The organism is Stenotrophomonas sp. B2, from assembly GCF_014947095.1.
Classification (GTDB): Bacteria; Pseudomonadota; Gammaproteobacteria; order Xanthomonadales; family Xanthomonadaceae; genus Stenotrophomonas; species Stenotrophomonas maltophilia_P.
This window is the reverse complement of record NZ_JADCQA010000003.1, coordinates 305,650-327,360: the sequence shown is the minus strand read 5'-3', so window position 1 is coordinate 327,360 and position 21,711 is coordinate 305,650. Positions and strand designations below refer to the sequence as shown.

The 21,711-nt window shown below is 66.7% G+C and carries 16 protein-coding genes; 15 read left to right on the top strand and 1 reads right to left on the bottom strand.

The features are described 5' to 3' along the window. Positions 1 to 98 precede the first annotated feature (98 nt). The 6 genes from IMX13_RS05140 to IMX13_RS05115 all read left to right on the top strand — a co-directional run bounded on the left by IMX13_RS05140 (position 99) and on the right by IMX13_RS05115 (position 8,368). Positions 99 to 1,040, top strand: a complete 942-nt coding sequence (locus tag IMX13_RS05140; protein ID WP_227255289.1) for a M15 family metallopeptidase — start codon at positions 99 to 101, stop codon at positions 1,038 to 1,040. Between the two features lie 105 nt (positions 1,041 to 1,145). Then, a complete protein-coding gene (locus IMX13_RS05135; RefSeq protein WP_053518398.1) occupies positions 1,146 to 1,406 on the top strand; it encodes a PAAR domain-containing protein in 261 nt (86 codons plus the stop codon). Between the two features lie 42 nt (positions 1,407 to 1,448). Then, a complete protein-coding gene (locus IMX13_RS05130) occupies positions 1,449 to 2,882 on the top strand; it encodes a hypothetical protein (protein ID WP_193395929.1) in 1,434 nt (477 codons plus the stop codon). A 16-nt stretch (positions 2,883 to 2,898) separates the two neighbouring features. Then, on the top strand, positions 2,899 to 6,600 hold the full coding sequence (tssM, locus tag IMX13_RS05125; protein WP_193395928.1) for a type VI secretion system membrane subunit TssM: 3,702 nt from the start codon (positions 2,899 to 2,901) through the stop codon (positions 6,598 to 6,600). Continuing rightward, complete coding sequence (gene tagF, locus IMX13_RS05120) at positions 6,597 to 7,580, top strand: type VI secretion system-associated protein TagF (protein WP_053518394.1); 984 nt, start codon at positions 6,597 to 6,599, stop codon at positions 7,578 to 7,580. Before tssM ends, tagF begins: the two co-directional genes overlap by 4 nt. Before the next feature lie 2 nt (positions 7,581 to 7,582). Continuing rightward, positions 7,583 to 8,368 (top strand): OmpA family protein, encoded by a 786-nt coding sequence (locus IMX13_RS05115; RefSeq protein WP_111185953.1) that lies wholly within the window; start codon positions 7,583 to 7,585, stop codon positions 8,366 to 8,368. A 56-nt stretch (positions 8,369 to 8,424) separates the two neighbouring features. Here the strand turns inward: IMX13_RS05115 and tssA are convergent, their stop codons facing one another. Continuing rightward, on the bottom strand, positions 8,425 to 9,483 hold the full coding sequence (gene tssA / locus IMX13_RS05110; RefSeq protein ID WP_193395927.1) for a type VI secretion system protein TssA: 1,059 nt from the start codon (positions 9,481 to 9,483) through the stop codon (positions 8,425 to 8,427). A gap of 233 nt (positions 9,484 to 9,716) precedes the next feature. On the opposite strand from tssA, the gene IMX13_RS05105 reads away from it, so the two are divergent. The 9 genes from IMX13_RS05105 to IMX13_RS05065 all read left to right on the top strand — a co-directional run bounded on the left by IMX13_RS05105 (position 9,717) and on the right by IMX13_RS05065 (position 21,711). Continuing rightward, positions 9,717 to 12,500: a type VI secretion system Vgr family protein gene (locus IMX13_RS05105; RefSeq protein ID WP_227255288.1), complete on the top strand. Its 2,784-nt coding sequence runs from the start codon at positions 9,717 to 9,719 to the stop codon at positions 12,498 to 12,500. Then, positions 12,497 to 13,393 (top strand): DUF4123 domain-containing protein, encoded by an 897-nt coding sequence (locus IMX13_RS05100; protein WP_053518389.1) that lies wholly within the window; start codon positions 12,497 to 12,499, stop codon positions 13,391 to 13,393. Before IMX13_RS05105 ends, IMX13_RS05100 begins: the two co-directional genes overlap by 4 nt. A gap of 10 nt (positions 13,394 to 13,403) precedes the next feature. Further along, the gene (locus IMX13_RS05095; protein ID WP_227255287.1) at positions 13,404 to 13,883 is read left to right on the top strand and encodes a DUF3304 domain-containing protein; all 480 of its coding nucleotides are present in this window, start codon (positions 13,404 to 13,406) and stop codon (positions 13,881 to 13,883) included. A 357-nt stretch (positions 13,884 to 14,240) separates the two neighbouring features. Beyond that, the gene (locus IMX13_RS05090) at positions 14,241 to 15,821 is read left to right on the top strand and encodes a DUF2235 domain-containing protein (RefSeq protein ID WP_343238001.1); all 1,581 of its coding nucleotides are present in this window, start codon (positions 14,241 to 14,243) and stop codon (positions 15,819 to 15,821) included. A 143-nt stretch (positions 15,822 to 15,964) separates the two neighbouring features. After that, complete coding sequence (locus IMX13_RS05085) at positions 15,965 to 16,504, top strand: hypothetical protein (RefSeq protein ID WP_154582360.1); 540 nt, start codon at positions 15,965 to 15,967, stop codon at positions 16,502 to 16,504. Between the two features lie 91 nt (positions 16,505 to 16,595). Further along, positions 16,596 to 17,204 (top strand): hypothetical protein, encoded by a 609-nt coding sequence (locus tag IMX13_RS05080; protein ID WP_319637169.1) that lies wholly within the window; start codon positions 16,596 to 16,598, stop codon positions 17,202 to 17,204. Between the two features lie 126 nt (positions 17,205 to 17,330). Continuing rightward, positions 17,331 to 17,948, top strand: a complete 618-nt coding sequence (locus IMX13_RS05075) for a hypothetical protein (protein ID WP_053518402.1) — start codon at positions 17,331 to 17,333, stop codon at positions 17,946 to 17,948. A 122-nt stretch (positions 17,949 to 18,070) separates the two neighbouring features. Further along, entirely contained in the window at positions 18,071 to 20,845 is a 2,775-nt protein-coding gene (gene tssI / locus IMX13_RS05070; RefSeq protein ID WP_193395926.1) for a type VI secretion system tip protein TssI/VgrG, read from the top strand. 2 nt (positions 20,846 to 20,847) lie between these two features. Beyond that, positions 20,848 to 21,711: a DUF4123 domain-containing protein gene (locus tag IMX13_RS05065; protein WP_193395925.1), complete on the top strand. Its 864-nt coding sequence runs from the start codon at positions 20,848 to 20,850 to the stop codon at positions 21,709 to 21,711.

Below are 21,711 nucleotides of genomic sequence, written 5' to 3'. Positions count from 1 at the left end.
TGCCTGCGCTCCCCCTGAGAGCAGACTTGGCCGATTGATTCCGCCATTATTCAAGTGCATCCAGCCCTTGGTTTGAGTCGGCAACTGCCGAAGCGAATTTGCGCATTCTTAGTGAAAGCGGTTGGGGCGTCAACCAGATCGCGTGTCAGGGAGGACCGGTGTTGCCAATCGTGGTTGCTGCCATTGCCGTCGTACTGTTGGTGGCTGGCGTGTGCTGGGTACTGTTGTTCCCCGAGACGGTCGAATCGCTGCGTCAGGCGATCGCGAAGCGTCTGGGCGGATTCCGTCGTCGGGCGGGGCAGGTCGGTGACCGGGTCGGCCACGGCGCCACCCGCGTGCGCAGTGGGGTTCGTGAAGAGGTCGGAGCCGTGCACGGCGCACTGCGGCGCCACTGGCTCATTCTGGTTGTCGCCGCAGCGTTGCTGCTGATTCCTCCAATTGTGATATTCGTCACGCGGCAGACCGTGGTGCTGGAGGATTTCAGGGGCGATGATCTGGCGGAATCGAGTTCGATGGTCGCCCAGCTGCTACGCGGGGAGCGGCTGACGCCGCCACCGCCGCCGCCGCCGGAGGTGTTCACCACTGCCGAAGTGCGTCGTCTGCGGCCTGAAATCGTCACGGCTGATCGCAAATGGGGTCAGATCGATCCCGATCTGCAGCAGCGCGTGCTGGCCATCTATGAGGTCATGCGACGCCAGTACGGTTACGAAATGGTGCTGATCGAAGGCTATCGCAGTCCGCAGCGGCAGGCCGAACTGATGGCCGGTGGCAAGGCGACCCGGGCCGGTGCCTGGCAGAGCTGCCACCAGTATGGGCTGGGCGTGGACAGCGCACCCATCCGCGATGGCAAGCTGCAATGGGACATGGAAGATCCGTGGACCCGGCGTGGGTACTTCCTGTACGGCGAGCTGGCTGAACAGGCGGGCCTGGACTGGGGCGGAAACTGGCGGAGCATCAAGGACTATGTTCACGTGGAAATGACGGACCGCTGCCGCGCCGCCCGGGTAGCAAAGCGCGAGGAACTGTCCCGTCAAGGGTGATAACCGCACGGCGGTACTGGTATGGTTACGCCGATGGCCTGCGTCGTCGGGGGAACCGGGGGGCGATGGAACGCCGGGTCACACATGGATCAAGGAGCATGATGGATGGCACGACCGTTTATCGTCGTCGGTGACCCGCTCAGCCACGGAGGGACCGTGGTGGCGGGCACCGGACAGACCGACATCAATGGCAGGCCGGTGGCGCGCGTCGGTGATCGTGCGTTGTGCGCCGTGCACGGCGCCACCACCATTGTCAGTGGCGACGCGACAGTGCTCATCGACGGTCAGCCGGTGGCGCGCGACGGCGACCGCACCGCGTGTGGAGCGACGCTGGTCGCTTCACAGGCCATGACCGGTCTGCGTTGACCTGCGCGGTCGACAGGAGCAGCGCATGGAGCAGGGCAACTGATGGCAGGATGGCTGGGCAAAGCAGCTTCGGTGGTGATGATCTTCGTCGCCACCTGGGGCGCGACGATTCTCTACTGGCGCAACAGCGGCACGGTACCGACCGGCATGCAGATGCTGGCCTACCTGGGCCTGCTGCCCGTCGGCCTGAGCGGTGCCGGCTTCATGCTGCGTGGCGCCGCGCGCCGTGGCGTCGATGCGGCGCTGGACAAGGCTGCGGCCAACGATGGGGAGCCGACCAAGGGCAAAGGCGAAGCCGTCGCGACGAAGGCGATGGTGCCGCCATCGGTGGCGTTGATTGCCGGTGGCCTCAGGCTGGGTGTGGATCTGGATGCCCAATCATGGCTGGCTGCTGCCGCTGCGCCGCCGCGTCCGACGCTCGATGGCCGCTTCCGCGACAACTACAACCTGCCGGTGCGCATGAGCGCGGCGCAGGACCTCGATGAGTTCCTGGTGCTGCAGGCCCGTCAGGACGGCATCGACACCGCAGCCCACGAACGGCGTGCGCTTGCCCTGCTGCAGCCGGTGCTGGAGGAACTGCTGGAGGCAGCATCCGCGGCGCTGCCGGAAATCATGGCTTCCGAGGAAGTGGTGGTGGCCGGTCTGCGGCGTCGCGACGAACAGCGCGTGGAGAACGTACTGAGCGTCGAGCTGCTGGTGCCGGGCAGCTGGTCCGATGCGCTGCGCCCCTGGGTGCAGACATGGCTGCTGGAGCAGGCGCGGATGGCAGGCATCGATGCGCGCCGCTTCGATGTCCGGGTCACCTCGCTGGACGGCGCACGCGAGGTGTGGCCGCACCTGCAACGGGTGATCGACGCACTGGATCAGGGCGAGCCACGCTGGCACCTGCTGGTGTCCGCGTCTTCTTCGATTGATGCCGCAATCGTTTCCTCATGGCAGTCCTCCGGTGTGCTGGCAACCGCACAGAATCCGGATGGCCGCATACCGGGCGAGGGTGCTGCCGGCGTCCTGCTGGCGAGCCGGGGCGTTGCCCATGAAGGCGACGCGCGGCTGTGGCGCCCGCAACTGGTACGCGCCGAGCAGATCGAGGCAACCCGGCCGGCCGAACAGCGCCGTCAGCTGGCGACGCTCGCTGCGCAGTGGCGGCAGACGCTGGGCCTGGAGGGCGCACAGGCCCAGTTCGTGCTGCATGATGCCGATCACCGGGGCGATCTGATGGTCGATGCCGCCGCCATCACGGCGTCGCTGGCTCCCGACCTGGACTTCAGTCCGCAGAGCCTGGCGCTGGCGATCAGCGCAGGCGAACTGGGCCCGGTGCTGCCGTTGGCGCAGCTGGCACTGGCCCGCGCACAGCTTGACCGCCAGGCCGAGCCGGTGCTGTTGCTCGGCGTGGCCGACAACCAGCAGCGACTGTTCGGCCTGGTCGACCCTCTTCCTTCCCCGACGCAGGCGGCCGATGCGCCGTCGGCCCCCTGACTTCCTGGATCCCTGCATGAGTTTGAGCAATTTCAGCTACTACCTGCGCGACTACCGTCTCTGGATGGTGCTCGGCCTGGTCGGTGCCGCTGCGCTGGCCCACTACGGTGAGGCCGAAGCACGGCAGATCGGCATCTGGGTGGCCATCGTCCTGGCCGGCCTGCTGGTGCTGGCGCTGCTGGTCTGGATCGTGAAGCGGATCCTGGCCCGTCGCGCGGCCAAGCGCGTGGAGGCGATGGTCAAGGATGAGGCGGACAAGGCGGTAGCCACCGCTCAACCCGCCCAGCGTGCCGATACCGAGGCGCTGCGCACGCGCATGATGGACGCGGTCAAGCAGATCAAGTCCTCGCGGATGGGCGTGCTGAAGGGCAACGCCGCGCTGTACGAGCTGCCGTGGTACGTGATCATCGGCAATCCGGCTGCGGGCAAGAGTACGGCCATCCTCAATTCCGGCCTGCAGTTCCCGTTCGAGGACAACCGCGGCAACGTGGTGCAGGGCATCGGTGGTACCCGCAACTGCGACTGGTACTTCACCACCAACGGTATCGTGCTCGACACCGCTGGCCGCTACTCGGTCAGCGTCGAGGACCGCATGGAGTGGCTGACCTTCCTCGGCCTGCTGAAGAAGAACCGCCCGCGCGCACCGATCAACGGCGTGATCATCGCCGCCAGCCTGGCCGAGCTGTCCGGCAGCAAGCCGGAGTTCGCGATCGAGCTGGCCAAGAACCTGCGCCAGCGCGTGCAGGAAATCACCGAGCGGCTGGAAGTGTTCGCGCCGGTGTATGTGCTGTTCACCAAGGCCGACCTCATCGCCGGTTTCAGCGAGTTCTTCCGCAACCTCGATCCCGGCGAGCGCGAGCATGTGTGGGGTGCGACGCTGCCGTTCGACGTGCATCAGCAGGGCGACGCGCTGGCGGCATTCGACAGCCATTTCGACGAGCTGGCCGAAGGCATCAAGGAAATGAGCCTGACCCACATGGCGATGCAGCGTGGCCGTGAAGTCTCGCCTGGGCTGCTGTCGTTGCCGCTGGAGTTCGTCGGCATCAAGCCGGCGCTGCGCACCTTCATCGCTACGCTGTTCGAGGACAACCCCTACCAGTTCAAGCCGGTGTTCCGTGGCTTCTACTTCTCCAGCGCACTGCAGGAAGGCCGTTCGGTGCATCACGCGTCCGAACGCGTCGGCCGCCAGTTCAACCTGGAGCGCGGGTCCAATGTCGATGAGGCGCCGACCGGCCATACCGCGTTCTTCCTCAAGGACCTGTTCCGCAAGGTGATCTTCGCCGACAAGGAACTGGTCCGGCAGTATTCCAGCCCGCACCAGAACCGGCTGCGCTATGGCGTGTTCCTGGGCGCGGTGGGTGTGCTGGCGCTGGCGCTGGGCCTGTGGACCTGGTCGTACACCACCAATGCCCAGCTGGTGGCCAATGCCACCAAGGACCTGGATCAGGCCGTGCGCGTGCAGAAGGACCGCATGGACCTGAAGTCGCGTATCGATGCCTTGCTTCTGCTGCAGGATCGCATGGAGCAGCTGGACCGTTATGGCAAGGAGGGCGGCATCACCACCCATCTGGGCCTGTACCAGGGCACCGCGATCCGCGAGAAGCTGCTGCGTGAGTACAACCACGGCATGCAGCAGGTGATGCTGGCGCCGACCGTCTCCAATCTGGAGAACTATCTCGGCCAGGTGGTCGCCGAGCGCGACAAGCTCGGCCAGGGCGGCAGCGCTGCTGCCGAGAGCGAGGTGCTGTATCAGAACGCATCGCCGACCAGTACCAACGATGCGTACAACGCACTGAAGACCTACCTGATGCTGGGTAACCCGAAGTACGTCGAAGGCGCTCACCTGTCGCAGCAGCTGACCCTGTTCTGGCGCACCTGGCTGGAGGCCAACCGCGGCCAGATGAGCCGTGAGGAGATGGTCCGCGCGGCCGAGAAGCTGATGACCTTCTATGTGGCGCAGGCGGGCCAGCCCAGCTGGCCGCAGATACAGAACAAGGTCACGCTGGTGTCCGACACGCGTCAGGCGCTGGGGCAGGTGATGAAGGGGCAGCCGGCGATGGAGCGCGTGTACGCGCAGATCAAGGCACGTGCCGGCGCCCGCTTCGGAACCACCACCGTCGACAGCCTGGTGGGTGTGGAGCGCAACGGGCGCCTGATCAACGGCAGCTATGCGATTTCCGGTGCGTTCTCGCGCAAGGCGTGGGAAGAGTACGTAAAGGATGCGATCAAGGAAGCGGCCAATACCCAGCTGAGCACCACCGACTGGGTGCTGGGTACCACCGAGCAGAGCGATCTGTCGCTGGCCGGCAGCCCCGAGCATGTCTCGCGCGAGCTGGTGACCCTGTACAAGAACGACTACGCGCGCGAGTGGAGCAAGTTCGTGCAGGGCCTGAGCGTGGCCGAGTTCAGTACGTTCGACGAGGCGGTGGCCCGCATCAACAAGCTGGGTGATCCTGGCAACTCGCCGCTCCGTGTTCTGCTGGAGCGCATCAACGAGGAGACGGTATGGGACAACCCGCCGGCGCAGGCGCGTTCGAGCAAGGCGCGCAAGGGCTTCGTGGCCTGGTTCCAGCGCACCATCCTGCGCAAGGACCCGGCAGCGACGGCCGCCGCGCAGCCGGTGGGTCCGATCGGCAAGGCGTTCGAAGGCATCGCGCGGCTCACCAGTGAGCGCGGCGATCAGCCGGCAGTGATCACGGCCTACTTCGAGACACTGGGCAAACTGCGTGCGCGCCTGAATGCCATCAAGAGCCAGGGCGAAATCGGCGTGGGCACCCGCAAGCTGATGCAGGACACCTTCAGCAATGAAGGCTCCGAACTGAGCGCGGGCCTGGCGCTGGTCGACGAGCAGGTACTGACCGGGCTGGACGAGAAGCAGCGTGAAGCCCTGCGCCCGCTGCTGCTGCGCCCGTTGACCCAGACCTTCAGCGCCCTGATCCCGCCGACCGAAGATGAGGTCAACAAGACCTGGAAGGCGCAGGTCTACGACCCGTTCAAGGCACGCATCGGGCAGCAGTACCCGTTCAACCTCAACTCGGATGTGGATGCCGCGCCGAGCGACATCGCCGGCATCTTCGGTGCCAGTGGCAGCATTGCCGCCTTCAACAAGGACGCGCTCGGCACGCTGGTGATCCAGCGCGGTCCGCTGCTGGAGACCCGCCGCTGGGCAGGGCAGGGTGTGAACCTGTCGGCTGAGCTGGTTGCCAACTATGGCAACTGGGTGAGCGGCTCTGCCGCCGGCGCGGCGCAGGACACCACGATCTTCGAGATCCTGCCGTCGCCGGCTGCCGGCGCGCTGGAGTACAGCATCGAGATCGATGGCCAGGTGCTTCGTTATCGCAATACCCCGCCGCAATGGACCACCATGCAGTACCCGAACGCGGGGCAGGTGCCGGGCGTGAAGATCACGGCGGTGACCGGCGACGGTCGTACCGTGGAGGTATTCAGTGCACCGGGCGCGAACGGCTTCAACCGCCTGATGGCCGAAGGCGAGTACGAGCGCCTGGATGATTCCAGCCGTATCACCTGGAACGGCAATGGTGTGGCCGTGACGGTGGAAATGCGCATCGTCCGCCGGGCCGGCAGCGGCAGCGAGGGTGGTGGCGACTGGCAGCGCGGCCTGCAGCTTCCCGAGCGGGTGGCCGGTGGTACCCCTGCCGCGCCCGCGCCGGCGGCCACCGCGCCTGCTGCGGCGCAGACCACGGGAGGTGCGCAATGAGCCGCGTCGTCAGTGCCGGAGTTTCGTACTTCGGCAAGGTGCCCTCGCGCGGTGATTTCGTCCGTGCGGCCGACAATCACCAGCTGCTGGGCTGGCTGGACCGGTGGGCAGGCGAGAGCCTGGAACTGCTGAGCCAGAGCCCGGACTGGAAGCAGCGCTACGACGAGGCACCGGAGATCCACTACGCTTTCCTGGGTTCTCGCAGCAAGATGGTGCTGTGCGGGCACTTCCTGGCCAGCCGCGATTCCTCCGAACGCCGCTTCCCGCTGCTGTCCGCGCTGCGCCTGGATGCGCCGGAACCGTTGCCGTTCATCGGCCGCAGCCCGCTGGCGATGTCCAACGCCTGGTCCGGACTGGCCCGCCTGGCACGCCAGGCCTACCAGGAAAGCGACGCGGCGCAGGCGCTGGCGCAGCTGGCGGACGCACGTTTCAGCATCAGCACCGATCCCGGTGACTACAACGGCAGCTTCCAGGACTTCCTGGAGAGCACCTCGGTGGCAGACCTCGAGTCGCGCCTGCGCGATTCCGGTCACGGCGAGGTGGCGCTGCGACAGGTGCTGCCGGCACTGGGCCTGCTGCTGCAGCCGGTGCTCAGCGGGGGCGATGTCAACATCGACAAGGCGCTGGTGTTTCCGCTGGTCCGTGACCCGGCCTATCGCCCACTGGTGGCGGCATTCTGGCTGGATCTGCTGTCCAGCTTCGTCTCCCGCGGCGATTTCGAACTGGCGGTGCTGATCCGCAACGACGCTGCGCCGAGCATGATCGTCGGTTTCAACGGCGCCGACCGCCAGGTGCTGCGTGCGGTGCTGGACCCGGCGGAAGCCGGCGACTTCCTGATCCGGATCCAGCATTCGGAATGGGTGGACGACTATCTGCGCGGCGATTACAACCTCAACCGCTTCGGCAGCTTCCTCGACCGTGACGATCTGGCCCTGGCCACCGCACGCAAGCTGTTCGGCGAGACTTTCCTGGGAACCTGATGATGCGCTTGTGCAACCCTCTCTCCCTTGCGTTGCCGCTGCTGCTCGCAGCCGTGCCGCTGGCCGCGCAGAACGCGCCTGCTGCGGCACAGGCTGCCACCGAACGACCGGTGGTGATCGAAGGCGTGGTGCCTGACCAGGCGACCAAGGCCAAGCTGCTGAACAATCTGCGTGCCGTGTATGGCGCCGAGCGCGTGGTCGACCGCATCCAGGTCGAGACGATCGCGACCCCGCCGAACTGGGGCGATTACGTGGCGGGCATGATCAATCCCGGCTTGAAGCGGGTGTCGCCCGGCAAGCTGGAAGTGAACGGACAGGCAGTGCGGATCACCGGTGAGGTCGGCAACGAAGCGCTGCGGCAGCAGGTGGCCAGCGACCTGAGTCTGGCCAGCAATACCAGTTACACCGTGACCAACGCGCTGAAGGTCGGCTCGCAGCAGAACGTGCTGGACCAGACGCTGGCCAACCGCATCATCGAATTCCAGAGTGGCAGTGCGCGTCTGACCCCGTTCGGCATGAGCATCCTCGACGAGATGGTCGCCAAGATGGCGCAGATGCCGGACAGCCGTTTCCTGATCATCGGCCATACCGACAATGTCGGGCAGCGCGAATCGAACCTGGCGCTCAGCCACGCGCGTGCGCTGTCGGTGAAGAACTACATGGTGTCCAAGGGCATTCCGGGCAGCCACATGGATGTCGTCGGCAAGGGACCGGACGAGCCGGTGGCGGACAACACCAGCAACGATGGCCGCGCACGCAATCGGCGCATCGAGTTCAAGATCCAGTAAACATGACGGGGATCGGGCCAGACCCGATCCCCGCACGAGCGTGATCCGCAGGCAGATCAGTCTTCTGGATTGACGTCCAGCATCTCTTCCATCTGTTCCAGCGTGCCGTGGTCCTTGATGACGCGCTTGAGCCAGACATGCAGCGGCATCTCGCCCCAGCGTGCGGCCTTCTCGGCGAGATAGGCCACGGGGCTGTGCGGTTCGGTCCGACGGAAGAACTCAGCGACCTGGCGCAGCTGCTGCAGCGCTTCCTTGCGCGAGCCGGGTGCACCCGCAGGGCCACGCGGTGCTGTCACCGGGGCCGCTTCGGTCGCGGGCGCCTCATGGCCGAACGATGCATCTTCAAAATCGTCGGAGGAGGCTTCGGTTTCGCCATCGAGCAACACCCCGGCTTCGCGTGCGAAGCGCAGCACGGTGCGCTGCAGGTGTTCAAGCTGCTCACGCACCGCGCTGAAGCTTGGGCCATCCAGCCCCAGGCGGTTGTCGACCGCGGCCTGCAGTTCGGCCAGGGCCTGGCTGCAGTCGGGCAGGTCGTCGGCCAGCTGCCGGTAGAACCCGTGCTGGGTATCGCGGCGGGCGGCAGTGAGAATGTCCAGACCAGGGCGGCCGTCATCCTCTTCGCCGCTGTTGGCACGGGCATGGGCATGCTCGAAGTCGGCGAGGCTGAAACGCCCCTGCGGCGCGACGGCAATCGGCACGGAGCGCAGCCATTGCAGCGAGTTGGTCAGCAACCAGCTCAGGTTGCCGATGCGCTCTTCAAAATCGCCGTCAGGTGCCTGCGGATGCACGTCATCCCAGTAGCGGTCGCACAGGCCGGCGGTGAGCCGGTAGCCAGCGGCGAGGCCCTGGAATCCTTCCAGCTGGGTGGCGGCTTCGCTGAGCCAGCCTGCCAGCCGCAGGTCCTTGGTCCGGTTCTGCAGCAGGTCGGTGGCATCGCGCAGCACGCTGCTCCAGTCAGCGTACTTGATGTCGGTCTGCCACGCCCCCTGGTCCAGGGTCGGGTCGTCGGCACGACGGTTTTCGATGATCCGATCGAATTCAGCCGAGAACGACAGGTCTTCACCGGTCGGGGCGTGTTCCGAAATCGGGGCCAGCAGGGCTTCCTGATCCAGCATGGCGGGTCTCGTTGGGGACTGTGGGCGATTCTAGCCCGCCGATGTGAACGCGGTCGCGGGATTGGTCCGTCCAGGCATGCCTGAATACGGAATGCCGTCAGTTATGTGACGAACAACGCACTTCCATGGCGGTAGAGGCGTCGTGATTTTGACGAACACCGCAATCTGGTAGATTTGATGGCTGGAATCCGACGCCGCCGGGTAGGTGCAGGCGTCTTCACACTGGAATTGGCATGGATCAGCTGAACTACGTGATGACCCAGGTTGCCGGGCTCGGTGACGCGCAACGCCTGTATCGACTGCGGTCCGATGCACTGGAAGGGTGCACGGTGGAGCGGTGGCGCGGCGGTGATGCGCTCGGCCAGCATGCCTGGACCGATGTCGATGTACTCGCCACGCGCGCTGATATCGCGCTGGACGCCCTGCCGGGCACGCGTGCGACACTGGTCGCGCAGACGGCCGATGGTGGTCAATGGCAGCGCAGCGGCCTGATCGCGGACGCTTCCTGCCTGGGCAGCGACGGTGGCCTGGTGCGCTACCGGCTGCAGCTGGTGTCATGGACGTGGTGGCTGCAGCATGCTCGGCACAGCCGCGTGTTCCAGGAACAGAGCGTGCGTGCGATCGTCGATGCCGTACTGGCAGGGCACGCTGGCATCGCGCGCTGGCGCTGGGCCGAGGGCGTCGACGCCTTCCTTGACCAGCGCGTGCGCAGTTACTGCGTGCAGTACCGCGAGAGTGACCTGGATTTCCTGCAGCGCGTGCTCGCCGAAGAAGGCCTGGGCTGGCGTCTGTACGCCGATGAGGAAGCGCCCTGCGGCAATGGCATGGAGATCTTCGCCGACAGCGTCGCGCTGCCGGAAGATGCCACCAGCGCGGCTGCAGGCGTGCGGTTCCATCGCAGTGACGCCACCGAATCCAGTGACAGCGTGCAGGCCATCGGCCTGCGTCGGCGCCTGGCCAGTACTTCGATCAGCCTGCAGAGCGATGATTACCGCCAGGTACGCGCACTGGTGGCACAGTCGCCGATGGAGGGCGGAGGTGGCCAATCGTCGCGCGAAGACTACGATGCGGTAGGTGCCTACGCCTTCAGCGACAGTACCGCCGGTGCGCGTCAGGCCCGCCTGCAGGCGCAGGCGCGCGAATCCCACAGCCGTGGCTGGCAGGGGTCGGGTACGGTTCGCGGCTTCCAGTCCGGACAATGGCTGCGGCTGCAGCAGGCCCCCGGTGCGACACCGCCTGAGCTGCTGCTGGTGGCCGTCGAACATGCCGGCATCAACAATCTCCCTACCGATCTGCGACGAAGCCTCGATGACGCGCTTGGCGTGGCGCCGATCGATCCGGCCGACGCTGCGCTCTGGCAGCAGGCCGAAGCAACCGGGTATGGCAACCGTTTCGACGCGGTGGATCGCACCCTGCCGTGGCGCCCGCTGCTGCAGGACGGTAGTGGCGCACGGCTGAATCCGCGCCCGACCGTGCCGGGTTACCAGACCGCTGTCGTGGTTGCCGGCGACGGAGGCGCCAGCAAGGACCTGCACGCAGACAGCCATGGCCGCGTGCGCGTGCGTTTCCACTTCCAGGAAGGCGAGGGCGGCGGAGCCAACGACAGCGCATGGTTGCGCGTGGCACAGCGCTATGCCGGACCCGGCGTGGGCAGCCAGTTCCTGCCGCGCATCGGCCAGGAAGTGCTGGTGGGCTTCCTCGACGGCGATATCGATCGGCCACTGGTGCTGGGCACCCTGTACAACGGACGTGGCGAGGCGGGCGTGGCACCGACGCCAGCCGGCGGAAGCGGCCAGAGCGACGTATCGCTGTATGGCCAGGCTGCAGACATGCGCGGCAGCGCGCAGGCCAACCTCAGTGGCGGCCAGGCGCCGGCCTGGCATGCTGCCGGCATGGGGGACCAGGCGCATCGTCAGGGCGGTGCGCTGTGGGGTATCCGCTCGCGCGAGTGGGAAGGCGGGCAGGGCGCCAACCATCTGCTGTTCGATGACTCGAACCAGCAACTGCGCGCGCAGCTGGCCAGCAGCCAGCAGGTGTCACAACTGACCCTGGGGCACCTGCGTCACCAGGCAGACAATTATGTCGGCAGCCTGCGTGGCACCGGTTTTGAACTGCGCAGCGACGCGTGGGGCGCGGTGCGCGCCACGGCCGGTGCCTGGTTCACGGCGTACGGGCATCGGTCGACGGCACCTGCGGGCGAGGCGGTGCAGCCTTCCGCGCTGCTTGCGCAGCTGCAGACGCTGGGCGAGCGCTTCACCCAGGCCGCGCGTACACACCTGACCAGCCCGTTGGCGATGCAGGAGGGCGCGCGCGCGCCAAAGCGCTCGGAGCTGGTTCCCGATCAGTCGCCGGTTCCCGCGCTGCTGGCGAGCGTACGCACCACCACGGGCGGTGATGGATTCGATATCGGCAAGAGTGGTGCGACCGAGCGCAAGTCGGATGCTGGGCAGGATCGCGTGCCGCATTCGGGTGATCCACTGCTTGGACTGGCCGCACCGCAGGGACTGGTGCAGGTGGCAGGCCAGGGAGTGCACTGGGGGAGCGGTGAAGGCCTGCTGTTGGCCAGTGGCGGTCATAGCGACACGGTTACCATGGGGCAGACCCGTCTGCATGCGGGGCAAGCGATCGGCGTGCTTGCGTCCGTGGTTGAGGGCGCAGCGGCCGCACCCACCGCGCTCGATGTGGTGGCCGGTACTGAAATGCTCGATATCCAGTCCCAGGCGGATGGGGTGCGCGTGCAGTCGCGTGGCGCTCTGCGCGGGGCCAGCGCGCAGGCGCCGGTGGAACTCGCCGCGGCCAATACGATCCACGTGGCGACGTCCGGGGGGGCCAGCCTGACCATTGCCGGTGGCAACATCACCATCGCCTGTCCGGGCACGATCAAGGTGCATGCGGGCAGCAAGTCATTCGTCGGCCCGGCGCAGCAGGGCTATCCGCTTCCCCAGTTCCCGCGCAGCAGCTGTAAGAGCTGCATTCTCGACGCCATGCGCCAGGGCACGCCGGGAGTGCTGGTGTGAATCGTTACGCCGTGATCGACAGCGCGCAGCGGTCGCACTTCCATGAGCGGCTGGAGCGTCTTGGCGCGCGCTATCGCTCGCTGTTCGAAGGCACGGCCGAGGCCGGCCTGCTGGATATTGCTCCCTTGCTGGTGGCTTGGACGGACAGGGACCTGCACGCGCAGCTGGATGCGGAGATCCGGCAGATGGGAGCGCAAAGGCCGGGCGTGACCCTGCTGTGGAGTGCACTGGAACTGGACGATCTCGCGAAGCGGTTGCGTGCTTTCCATCTGGTGAAGGTGCCCGAGAAGGGCGGTCGTGAGATGCTGTTGCGCTGGTACGACACCCGTATCCTGCCTGCACTGCTGGATCTGTTGTTGCCTGCGCAGCGTGCCGCCCTGCTGGAGGGTGTGCAGCGCCTGCAGTACTTCGATCGCTACGGCGATCTGCAGGAATGGCCGCTGGCCGAGATGCTGGCCGGAATGGATGATGCCGGCCTGCCTGCGCTTCCGCCATTGCGCCTGGACGAAGACCAGTACACGCGCCTGCTGGACGCGTGCGAGCCGGATGTGGCCATTGCCCAGCTTCGCCGGGTCATCCCCGATGAGATCAAGCGGGTGCCGTATCGGTCGCTGTACCCGTTCGTCGTCGACCTTATGCAGGATACGATCGCCCACGGTGTGAACCAGGTGGACGATCACGTGCAGTACCTGTTGCTGGCGTTGTACACCTCCGGCGCGTGCCGCGGCCATCCTGCCGTGCAGGCGCGTTTCGCGCAGCCTGCCGGGAGCTGTGAGGTGCCGTTCGCGGACTGGGCATCAGCGCTGCCGGAAGATGTCTGGACGACGGGCGTCCCGCTGTGGGACCACACCGCCTCGCCTTTGCAGGCCGAGCCTGCACCCTCGTGGACGTGAAGGAAGAATCATGCGTTTGATGCGGACCCATCTGCTGGCGGCCCTGGCGTTGCTGCTCCTGTTGCCGGCATTGGCGGCCTGCAAGGGACGGACGGCCTCCACGCCGGTGGCCGTGCTCGGCTACAACCATACGGATGCATACATTGCGCAGTTCCTCGTGAATGGCGGCAGTGGCGGGTCGGCCGATTCCCACTCGGAAGGCGGAACTGTCTGCTGCGTCGTGCTGCCTGATCGATGGACGCCGGACATGAAGGTGGAGATCGAATGGACCACGGATCTCGAAACGTTCCAGAAGAAGACCGTTGCGATTCCGAAGTACAACCAGCTCGGAAACCTGGCCGTCCATTTCCTGCGCAATGGCGAGATCAAGGTCTTCGTCACCAATCTTGTGCTCGGTCATCCCGACTATCCATTGACCGGCCCCGAGGCGCCGTTGCGCGAGGGCGAGAATCCAGTCTGGGAGCACCTTCGGCGCCCGCTTGAAAAGTGATCACGGGGTCCGGTCGCTCACCGGGCATCCGATCCGAATGCTTGGCGTGGGTGACAAGGACAACGATCCCGGCGGGGACCAGCAGCGAATCCAGGAGACAAGGACATGAGTGGACGCACGGCAACCGGCGCGCAACCAATGCCGGCAGATGGACGCAGAGCGCTGAGCGGCGCCGAAGCGCAGCAGCGGGCGCGGGCCATGGCGTGCATGCGCGAGAAGGGCTCCGAATGCCAGGGCCAGGTGCACGTAGGCATCTACTTCGACGGCACCGGCAACAACCGCGAGTGGGAAGGGACCTTTGTAACCGGCAAGACGCGCTCCCCCAAGACCCAGCTGGCCCGCAACGGTCACAGCAATGTGGCGCGCCTGTACGACGCCGCCCTGAAGGAGCGTGGCAACGGCTTCTTCAGCATCTACGTTCCCGGCGTCGGCACGCCATTCGCCGACGTCGGCGATACCAACCAGGATGGTGATACGCTGGGAGGCGGCGCCGCGCGTTATGGTGCGGACCGCATCCACTGGGCCATCCTGCAGGTCATCAATTCGGTACATCAGTACCTGAACGGTGGTGACCTGATCCAGCCCAACGAAGCCAAAGTATTGGTCGCCTCAATGAGCGAGACGCGACTGCTGGAAGGCATGACGCGACGCGCGATGCTCACGGCAATCGCGCAGCGGTTGGAGCGCGTGGTCAAGGGGCACCAGCGCCGCGTCAAGTCGGTGCACGTTTCCGTCTTCGGCTTCTCGCGTGGCGCGGCACAGGCGCGGGCGTTCGTGCACCGGCTGTATGAGACGGCAGAAGCCTGGGGCAGCGGTTGCGGCTACAACATTGCCGGCATTCCGCTCTACCTGAACTTCATGGGCATCTTCGATACCGTTGCGTCGGTCGGCGTTGCTGCGATGAGCCGCGTCTCGAAGGGCAAGTGGGACTGGGCCGCCGGTGACATGATGAGCATTCACCCCGAAGCGCGCCAGAGCGTGCATTTCGCCGCCCTGCACGAGCAGCGGATCAATTTCCCGCTGGACCTGGCGACCAGCGGGAAGGAGGTGCTTTACCCGGGCATGCACTCGGATGTCGGTGGCGGCTACTCGCCCGGCGGCCAGGGCAAGGACTTCGTTTCCGGTGCCGCGAACGGTACCGCCAAGCTTGCGCAGATTCCGTTGATCGACATGCATCATGAGGCCGTCAAGGCGGGCGTGATAATGAAAACGATCGAGGAACTGGGGGCGCAGCCAGTGCTCGCCATGCATTTCGGCTGCCACCCGCAGCTGATCCGCGATTACAACGCCTGGCTGACCGGTCACGGTGTCCCCGGAGGCGCGCACACGCAGCAGATTGCAGGACATTGCCGGCAGTACGTTGCCTGGAAGGGCAAGCGGCTGCCGAATGGTCCACAGAGCGTCCTGCAACAGCCGTTCTTCAAGCAGTCCGATGCCGAGGATCAGGTGGATCTGGCCAATGCGCAGCGCGATTTCGCAAATCTGGTTGGAAAGCTGCGCAGGGGCAAGGAGGAGATGGCGGCCTACCGCAGGCAGCTGGACGAAAGCCAGAAGCGCATGGAGGCGGGTCGCAAGGTCGGGCGACCGGTATTTGAACCTACGCCGCGGGCCTCCCAGGCGGCTTACGACTACGCAAAAATCCCGGCCGAGACCAGCACTCTGCTTAACCTTGTGCTGGACGGTGCGCCGGTACCCGATGTGAGTACGGTGCTGTTTGACAACTACATGCATGACTCGCTGGCCGGCTTCTACATCGGGAAGTGGACGGAGCTGAATATTCCTGCCGTCAATACCTACGGCTACCTCCGCTATCGCGAGGTCTTCAGTGTGGCCGGCAGGAGGGCTCAGGAGTGCCGGGATCCGGCTACGCTGCCGCCAGCGAACATCCCCACCATCGGCGGCGCGTTCCAGCAGCTGGGCTCGGCAATGGGCGGGTGAGGCGATGCAGCGTCTGGAATGCCCGTTGCGCTTATGCGCCAATCGGGCGCTTCACCTCTGGGAGGCTGGGAGCCATGCATCAGAGCGGGTCAGTGAATCGTCAGCGCCCCGCTGCGCTGCGTCAGCTGCTCCTGGCCAGCCTTGTGCTGCCGCTGGTGGCATGCCGGCAAACCACCTCACAGGATATCGAGCAGGCAGACACCGCCGGCCGTGCGCAGGCCTCCATCGAGGCAAAGGCAGACGCCCATGCCGCGCAGGCGGAGCCGCCGTTGCCGGGTGATCCGGACAGCTCTGAAACGCTCTTCGACGGATTGCTGGATTGCCAGCCGAAGGGCTGGTACCTCAGCACTGAATCAGGCCAGCCCGCGAATCCTTACCTGGCCCTGCACGCGCCCGAACCCTGCGAACGCGATGAGGAGTTCGGGATGGCGCACTTCTGCGTCAAGGCCGATTTCCATGGCCTGCCGGTCTACAGGGTCGTTGCCCATCTGGGAACCGCACCCACGCCCATCGGCATCATGATCGATCTACCACTGGACCAGGCGCGTGCGCGACTCCGCATGGCGCTGGGGTCTGAGTTTCCCGATGACGCGCGCAGCCGGCGCGGCGAAAGGCCGATGCTGGGTCCCCAGGTCGGCAACGCGCAGAAGTCGCAGTTGATGTGTGCGCCCGATTGGGCCTGATCAAGATGGGCAGGCGATGGCCCGAACAAGCCAAAGGCTGAGGCTACGTCGGCGGTTCGCGCGCTTCTTGTCGAAGGCCTGGAACGGAGAAATGGTGAAGATCAACACCCGTGTCTGGCGTGGACTGCAGCCTGTGCTGCTGCTCGGCCTTCTTCTCTCGGTCGCCGCTTGCACCGGGAAGCCGAATTCATCGCAGAACCCAGCTGCAGGTGTGCCGCCAACGGGGGCGGCCACCAAGACGAAGGAAGTGCCTGCATCTACAGCGCGAAGCGCACGATATGCCGGCGTCAGGATGCTCTTACCTCATTCCGGCTGCGCGTACGAATACAGCCCGGTGGACTTCTGTGATGCGCAGCATCGCGCGCAGATCGACCAGGCCATCCTTACCCAGGTGCCGAACTTCAACCGGCATTACATCCTGGCCCAGCTGGACGAGCGCAAGGAGTACTTCCAGCGCTCCATCGTGCTGATCGACAGCCGCGACGGCACCGTGTATCCGTTGCCTATCGATGCGTTCTCGGGCCCATTGGTGGGCAAGGAGGGCGCGCGTACCTACGGCACGGTGGAGACATCCGCTGAGAGCGACACGTTCTGCGTGAACGGCGCACTGCTCGTCTACCGGGCATTCGAAGAGGGCCGCTTCTGCTTCGGATTCGATGGTGTCAGATTCACCGGCCACACCACGCAGTACATGCAGTAGCGGCCGCGTTCCCCCGCGAGCGCCGGGCCCGGCTGAACGAGCCTGGCCTCCCGACGTGGCGGGCGTCGTACCTTCATGGCATCCTCACGAAACTGATTGGCCACCGGCCATCGACGGATGAACGACATGCAGAAGTGGATCGGACGCACCGCCGGCGGGCTTGCGGTGGCGCTGTGCCTGGCGGCGCCGCTGGCACAGGCCGCCGAACCTGCCTTTGGTGGCTGGCGCAACCTGGACTCCCGCGATGGTGCCGAGCCCGCCTTGCGCGACATCCCGTTCGCACTGCTGCCGACGCCGGTCGCACGCGATGCGCGCTTCTCGGTGTATGACCGCGAGAGCAAGCGGCTGGTGTGCTGCCTGCAGGTGGCCAGTGCCGAGCTGGATGACACCGCACTGCGCAAGGTCTATCAATTGCCAGAGCAGTGGGTGACCGACCTGCGCAACGGCCGCAGCACGGCCCGCCCCTGGCCGACGCGGGTCTACGAAATGCGTCGTACCGATGAGCTTGTCGACTACGGTTTCAGCGACGCGCCCGAAGCCTACAGCGATCTGGGCGGCTTGCTGCTTCCCGCCGACGCGCGCCTGCTGCCCGATGGCAGCGTGCAGGCAGGGGCGACCTATCGCCTGCAGTTCCGCAGCACGCCGCTGGGGGATGACAGCAGCGCGCTGGACCGCTTCACCCTGCAACCGGCACAAGACACAGGCAAGCCGGTGATCGTCGAAGTGTCCTACGGAACCTATTGATCCGGAACGTTAATCCGGCGTGACGGCGGTCGCGTGCGCCGCCGTTTTCCATCTGCTACCGTCGCCCTACAGGGGAAGGACCTGCCCGCCGCGTCGCGGAGGGCAGCAACGGTAGGAACGCCATGGAAGCGATTCGCAACCTCATGGTGCAGGCAGCGGGTCTTGATGCCGGCAGCCGCCTGTATCGGTTGGATCTCCCCGGCATGCCGGCGGTCGTTGTCGACCGGTGGCACGGGCGTGATGCCCTGTCGCAGGGGCGGCATCTTCAGATCGATGTACTCGCGCTGGACGCATCGCTGCCACTGGCTGACTGGCCGGGGCGGCCCGCATGCCTGCATGTGCACCTGGCCGATGGCCAGGATTGGCCGCGTCACGGCGTGATCGCCGATGCGCAGTGCGTGGGCGCTGACGGTGGACTGGTGCGCTATCGCATCACGCTGCGTGACTGGACCTGGTGGCTCGACCAGGCCCGCTGCAGCCGCGTGTTCCAGGAACAGAGCGTGCGCGAGATCGTGGACGCGGTGTTCCAGATGCACCCGCAACATGCGCATTGGCGCTGGAGCGATGAGGTCGACGGGATGCTGGCCGCATCCCGGCCGCGCAGCTATTGCGTGCAGTACCGCGAGACCGACCTGGCCTTCGTGCAGCGTTTGCTGGCCGAAGAAGGGCTGGGCTGGTGCGTGCAGGATACCGGGGAGGCGACGGCCGGCCACGGCGTGCTGCTGTTCGCCGATTCGACCCTCCTGCCGGAAGCCGCTGCGTCGCAGTCGGCGGGAGGGATCCGCTTCCATCGCGCCGATGGCACCGAGCAGAGTGATGGCGTGCAGCAGCTCGGCCTGCAACGGCGGCTGCATAGCACGCACGTGCAGCTGCACAGCAGCGACTACCGCAGTGCGCGCTCGCTGGCCGGCCAGTTGCCGGTGCAGGGCAGCGGGCAGGCGCGACGCGAGGATTACGACCCGGTTGGCGCGCATGCCTTTGCCGACGCGGCCGAGCTGCAGCACCACGCTCGGCTGGTCGCCGAGGCACTGGAGGCGCAGGCACTGCAGTGGCACGGCCGTGGCAGCGTGCGCAGCGGCGATGCCGGCCAGGTCTGGTCATTGAGCGGAACGCCGGGGCCGGTGCCGACCGAACTGTTGCTGGTGGACGTCGAGCACGCCGGGGTCAACAACCTGCCGGTGGATCTGCGCCAGGCGCTGGCAGCGATGGACGATGCCGCCGCCACCGCGGACACGCTGCACGTGGCTGCCCAGACGCAGGGCTACGCACAGACATTCGTCGCGCTGCCCCGCGACCGGCGTTGGCGTCCGACGTTATGGGACGGCACGGGTGCGCGACGCAATCCGCGGCCGCTGGCGCCCGGTTACCAGACAGCGGTCGTGGTGGCTGCGCAGGGCGCCGACGGCACCGAGCTGCACGCCGATGCACTGGGACGGATCCGCGTGCGGTTCCACTTCCAGCAGGAAGAGGGCAGCACGGACAGCGCGTGGCTGCGCGTCGCGCAGCGCTACGCGGGGCCGGGCGTGGGCAGCCAGTTCCTGCCCCGTATCGGCCAGGAAGTCCTGGTGGGCTTCCTCGAGGGCGACATCGACCGGCCGCTGGTGCTGGGCGCGCTGTACAACGGGCGCGGAGAAGGCGGCGTCGCGCCGACCCCGGCGGGCGCCAGCGCGGAGGCCGATACGTCCATGTACGCACAGGCGAGGGATGGCACCGGCAGTGCGCAGGCCAACCTCGGGGGCGGCCAGGCGCCTGCCTGGCACGCGGCGGCGACCGGAGAGCAGGCACACCGCAACGCCGGTGCGCTGTGGGGCGTGCAATCACGGGAGTGGCAGGGGGCCGGCTGGAATCGTCTGCTGTTCGACGACAGCGACCAGCAGCTGCGGGCCCAGCTGGCCAGCAGCCAGCAGGCTTCGGCATTGACGCTGGGGCATCTGCGCCATCAGGCGGACAACCATAGAGGCAGCTTCCGCGGCAGTGGATTCGAGTTGCGCAGCGACGCCTGGGGCAGCGTGCGCGGGCAAGGCGGGCTCTGGTTGAGTGCCTATGCCCGCCGCAGCGTCGAACCGGCAGGTACGGCGGCACAGCCTGCTGCGCTGTTGCAGCAGCTGGCCACGCTGGCCCACAGCAATGCTGCGGCGGCGGGTACGCATCTGACAGTGCGGCCGGCCGCGCATGTCGGCGTGCAATCGCCGCAGCGCTCGCGGTTGGACGGTTCGCAGTCACCGCTGCCGGTGCTGCTGGCCAGCGTGCGCAGTACGGTGCCCGGTAGCGCGTTGCAGGATGCGGCCGGCTCGGCGCCGGAACGCAGCGGTGATGCCGGCGAGGGCCGCGTTCCGCATACCGGCGATGCCCTGCTGGGCCTGGCTGCACCTGATGGTGCGCTGATGGTGGCCGGACAGGGGCTGCATTGGGCGCCGGGCGAGACTCTGGCACTGGGTAGCGGCCAGCACGGCGAGGCCGTGGTGATGGGGCAGGCGCGCTGGCATGGACGGCAGGCCATCGGCGTACTGGCCGCAACACTGGAGGGGGCTGATCCGGGCGAGCCGGCGCTGACCCTGGCCAGTGGCGAACAGGTGCTGGACGTCAAGGCGCAACAGGACGAAGTGCGCGTGCAGTCGCGGCAGTCGCTGCGTGGCACGAGCGCACAGGGCGCCGTGGAGGTGGCTGCGGGCCGGACGGTGCAGGTGGCCACCGCAGGCGGGGCCAGCATCACCCTCAGCGGCGGCAACATCGTGTTCAACGCACCCGGGAGGATCGCCGTGCACGCGGGACGCAAGTCGTTCCTGCCCGGCGATCGCGGCCGTTACCCGTTGCCGGTCTTCCCGCAGTCGGTCTGCAAGGAATGCCTGCTGCTGGCCGCACAGCGTGCAGCCCCGCTGACACCGAAGGGAGGCTGAGCGTGGCCAACGACTGGCAGTTCCCACCGTTCTCGCCACCGCCGTTGGAGGAGGGCACCCAGCGTTACGTTCTGCTTGATGGCGCGCAGTGCGAGCAGCCCCTGCAACTGCTGCGCGCGCTGCCCTGGGCGCCGCTGCCCCTGTTTGACGGCCTGCTGGCCGATGGCACGGATGACGCCAGCGTGTTCCTCGCGCGCCTGCCGCGTGGCCTGGAGCTTGACGGTTTCCTGCAGCGTGCGGCGTCGTACGCGCGTTCTCCGGGCCTGCTCAGCCTGATCGACACGGCATTGCCTGCGGAAGAGCTGCAGCAGCGGCTGCAGAGACGGCTGGACGCCAGCTACCCGAACGGCAAGCTGTTTCTGGCCCGCTTCTTCGACGCGCGGGTGCTGCCATGGTGGGTGCAGGTGCTGGACGCGGCGCAGTGCCGGGCCTTCCTGGCGCTGGGAGAGCGCTGGTGGTACCTGCGCCACGATCTGAAATGGGCGCACCTGGAATTGCAGGACAGCGTGCAGGATCCGCACGATCCTCCCTGGGTGCTGGAGGCGGCGCAGCGGCACGCCCTGATCGATGCCAGCTACCCCTACACGCTGATCGATCACTTCCAGCTCTCCGACCCGGAACTGCTGGCGCGGCTTCCCCGTGCGCGCTGGTATACCTTCTTCCGACGGGTGGTGGCCACGGCCGCGGACGTCGGCATCGAGGACAGCCGACGGCTGGTGATGGTGTCGACCTGGGCGCTGCTGGCCGGCGTCGATCTTGGCGAGGATCCCGCATGGCGGCTTCGCCTGCAGGACTTCGCGGCGGGGCGGCGCAGCGCTGCCGATATCGGTGACGAAGTGTGGCCGCTTGAAGAAAGCTGGGACTGA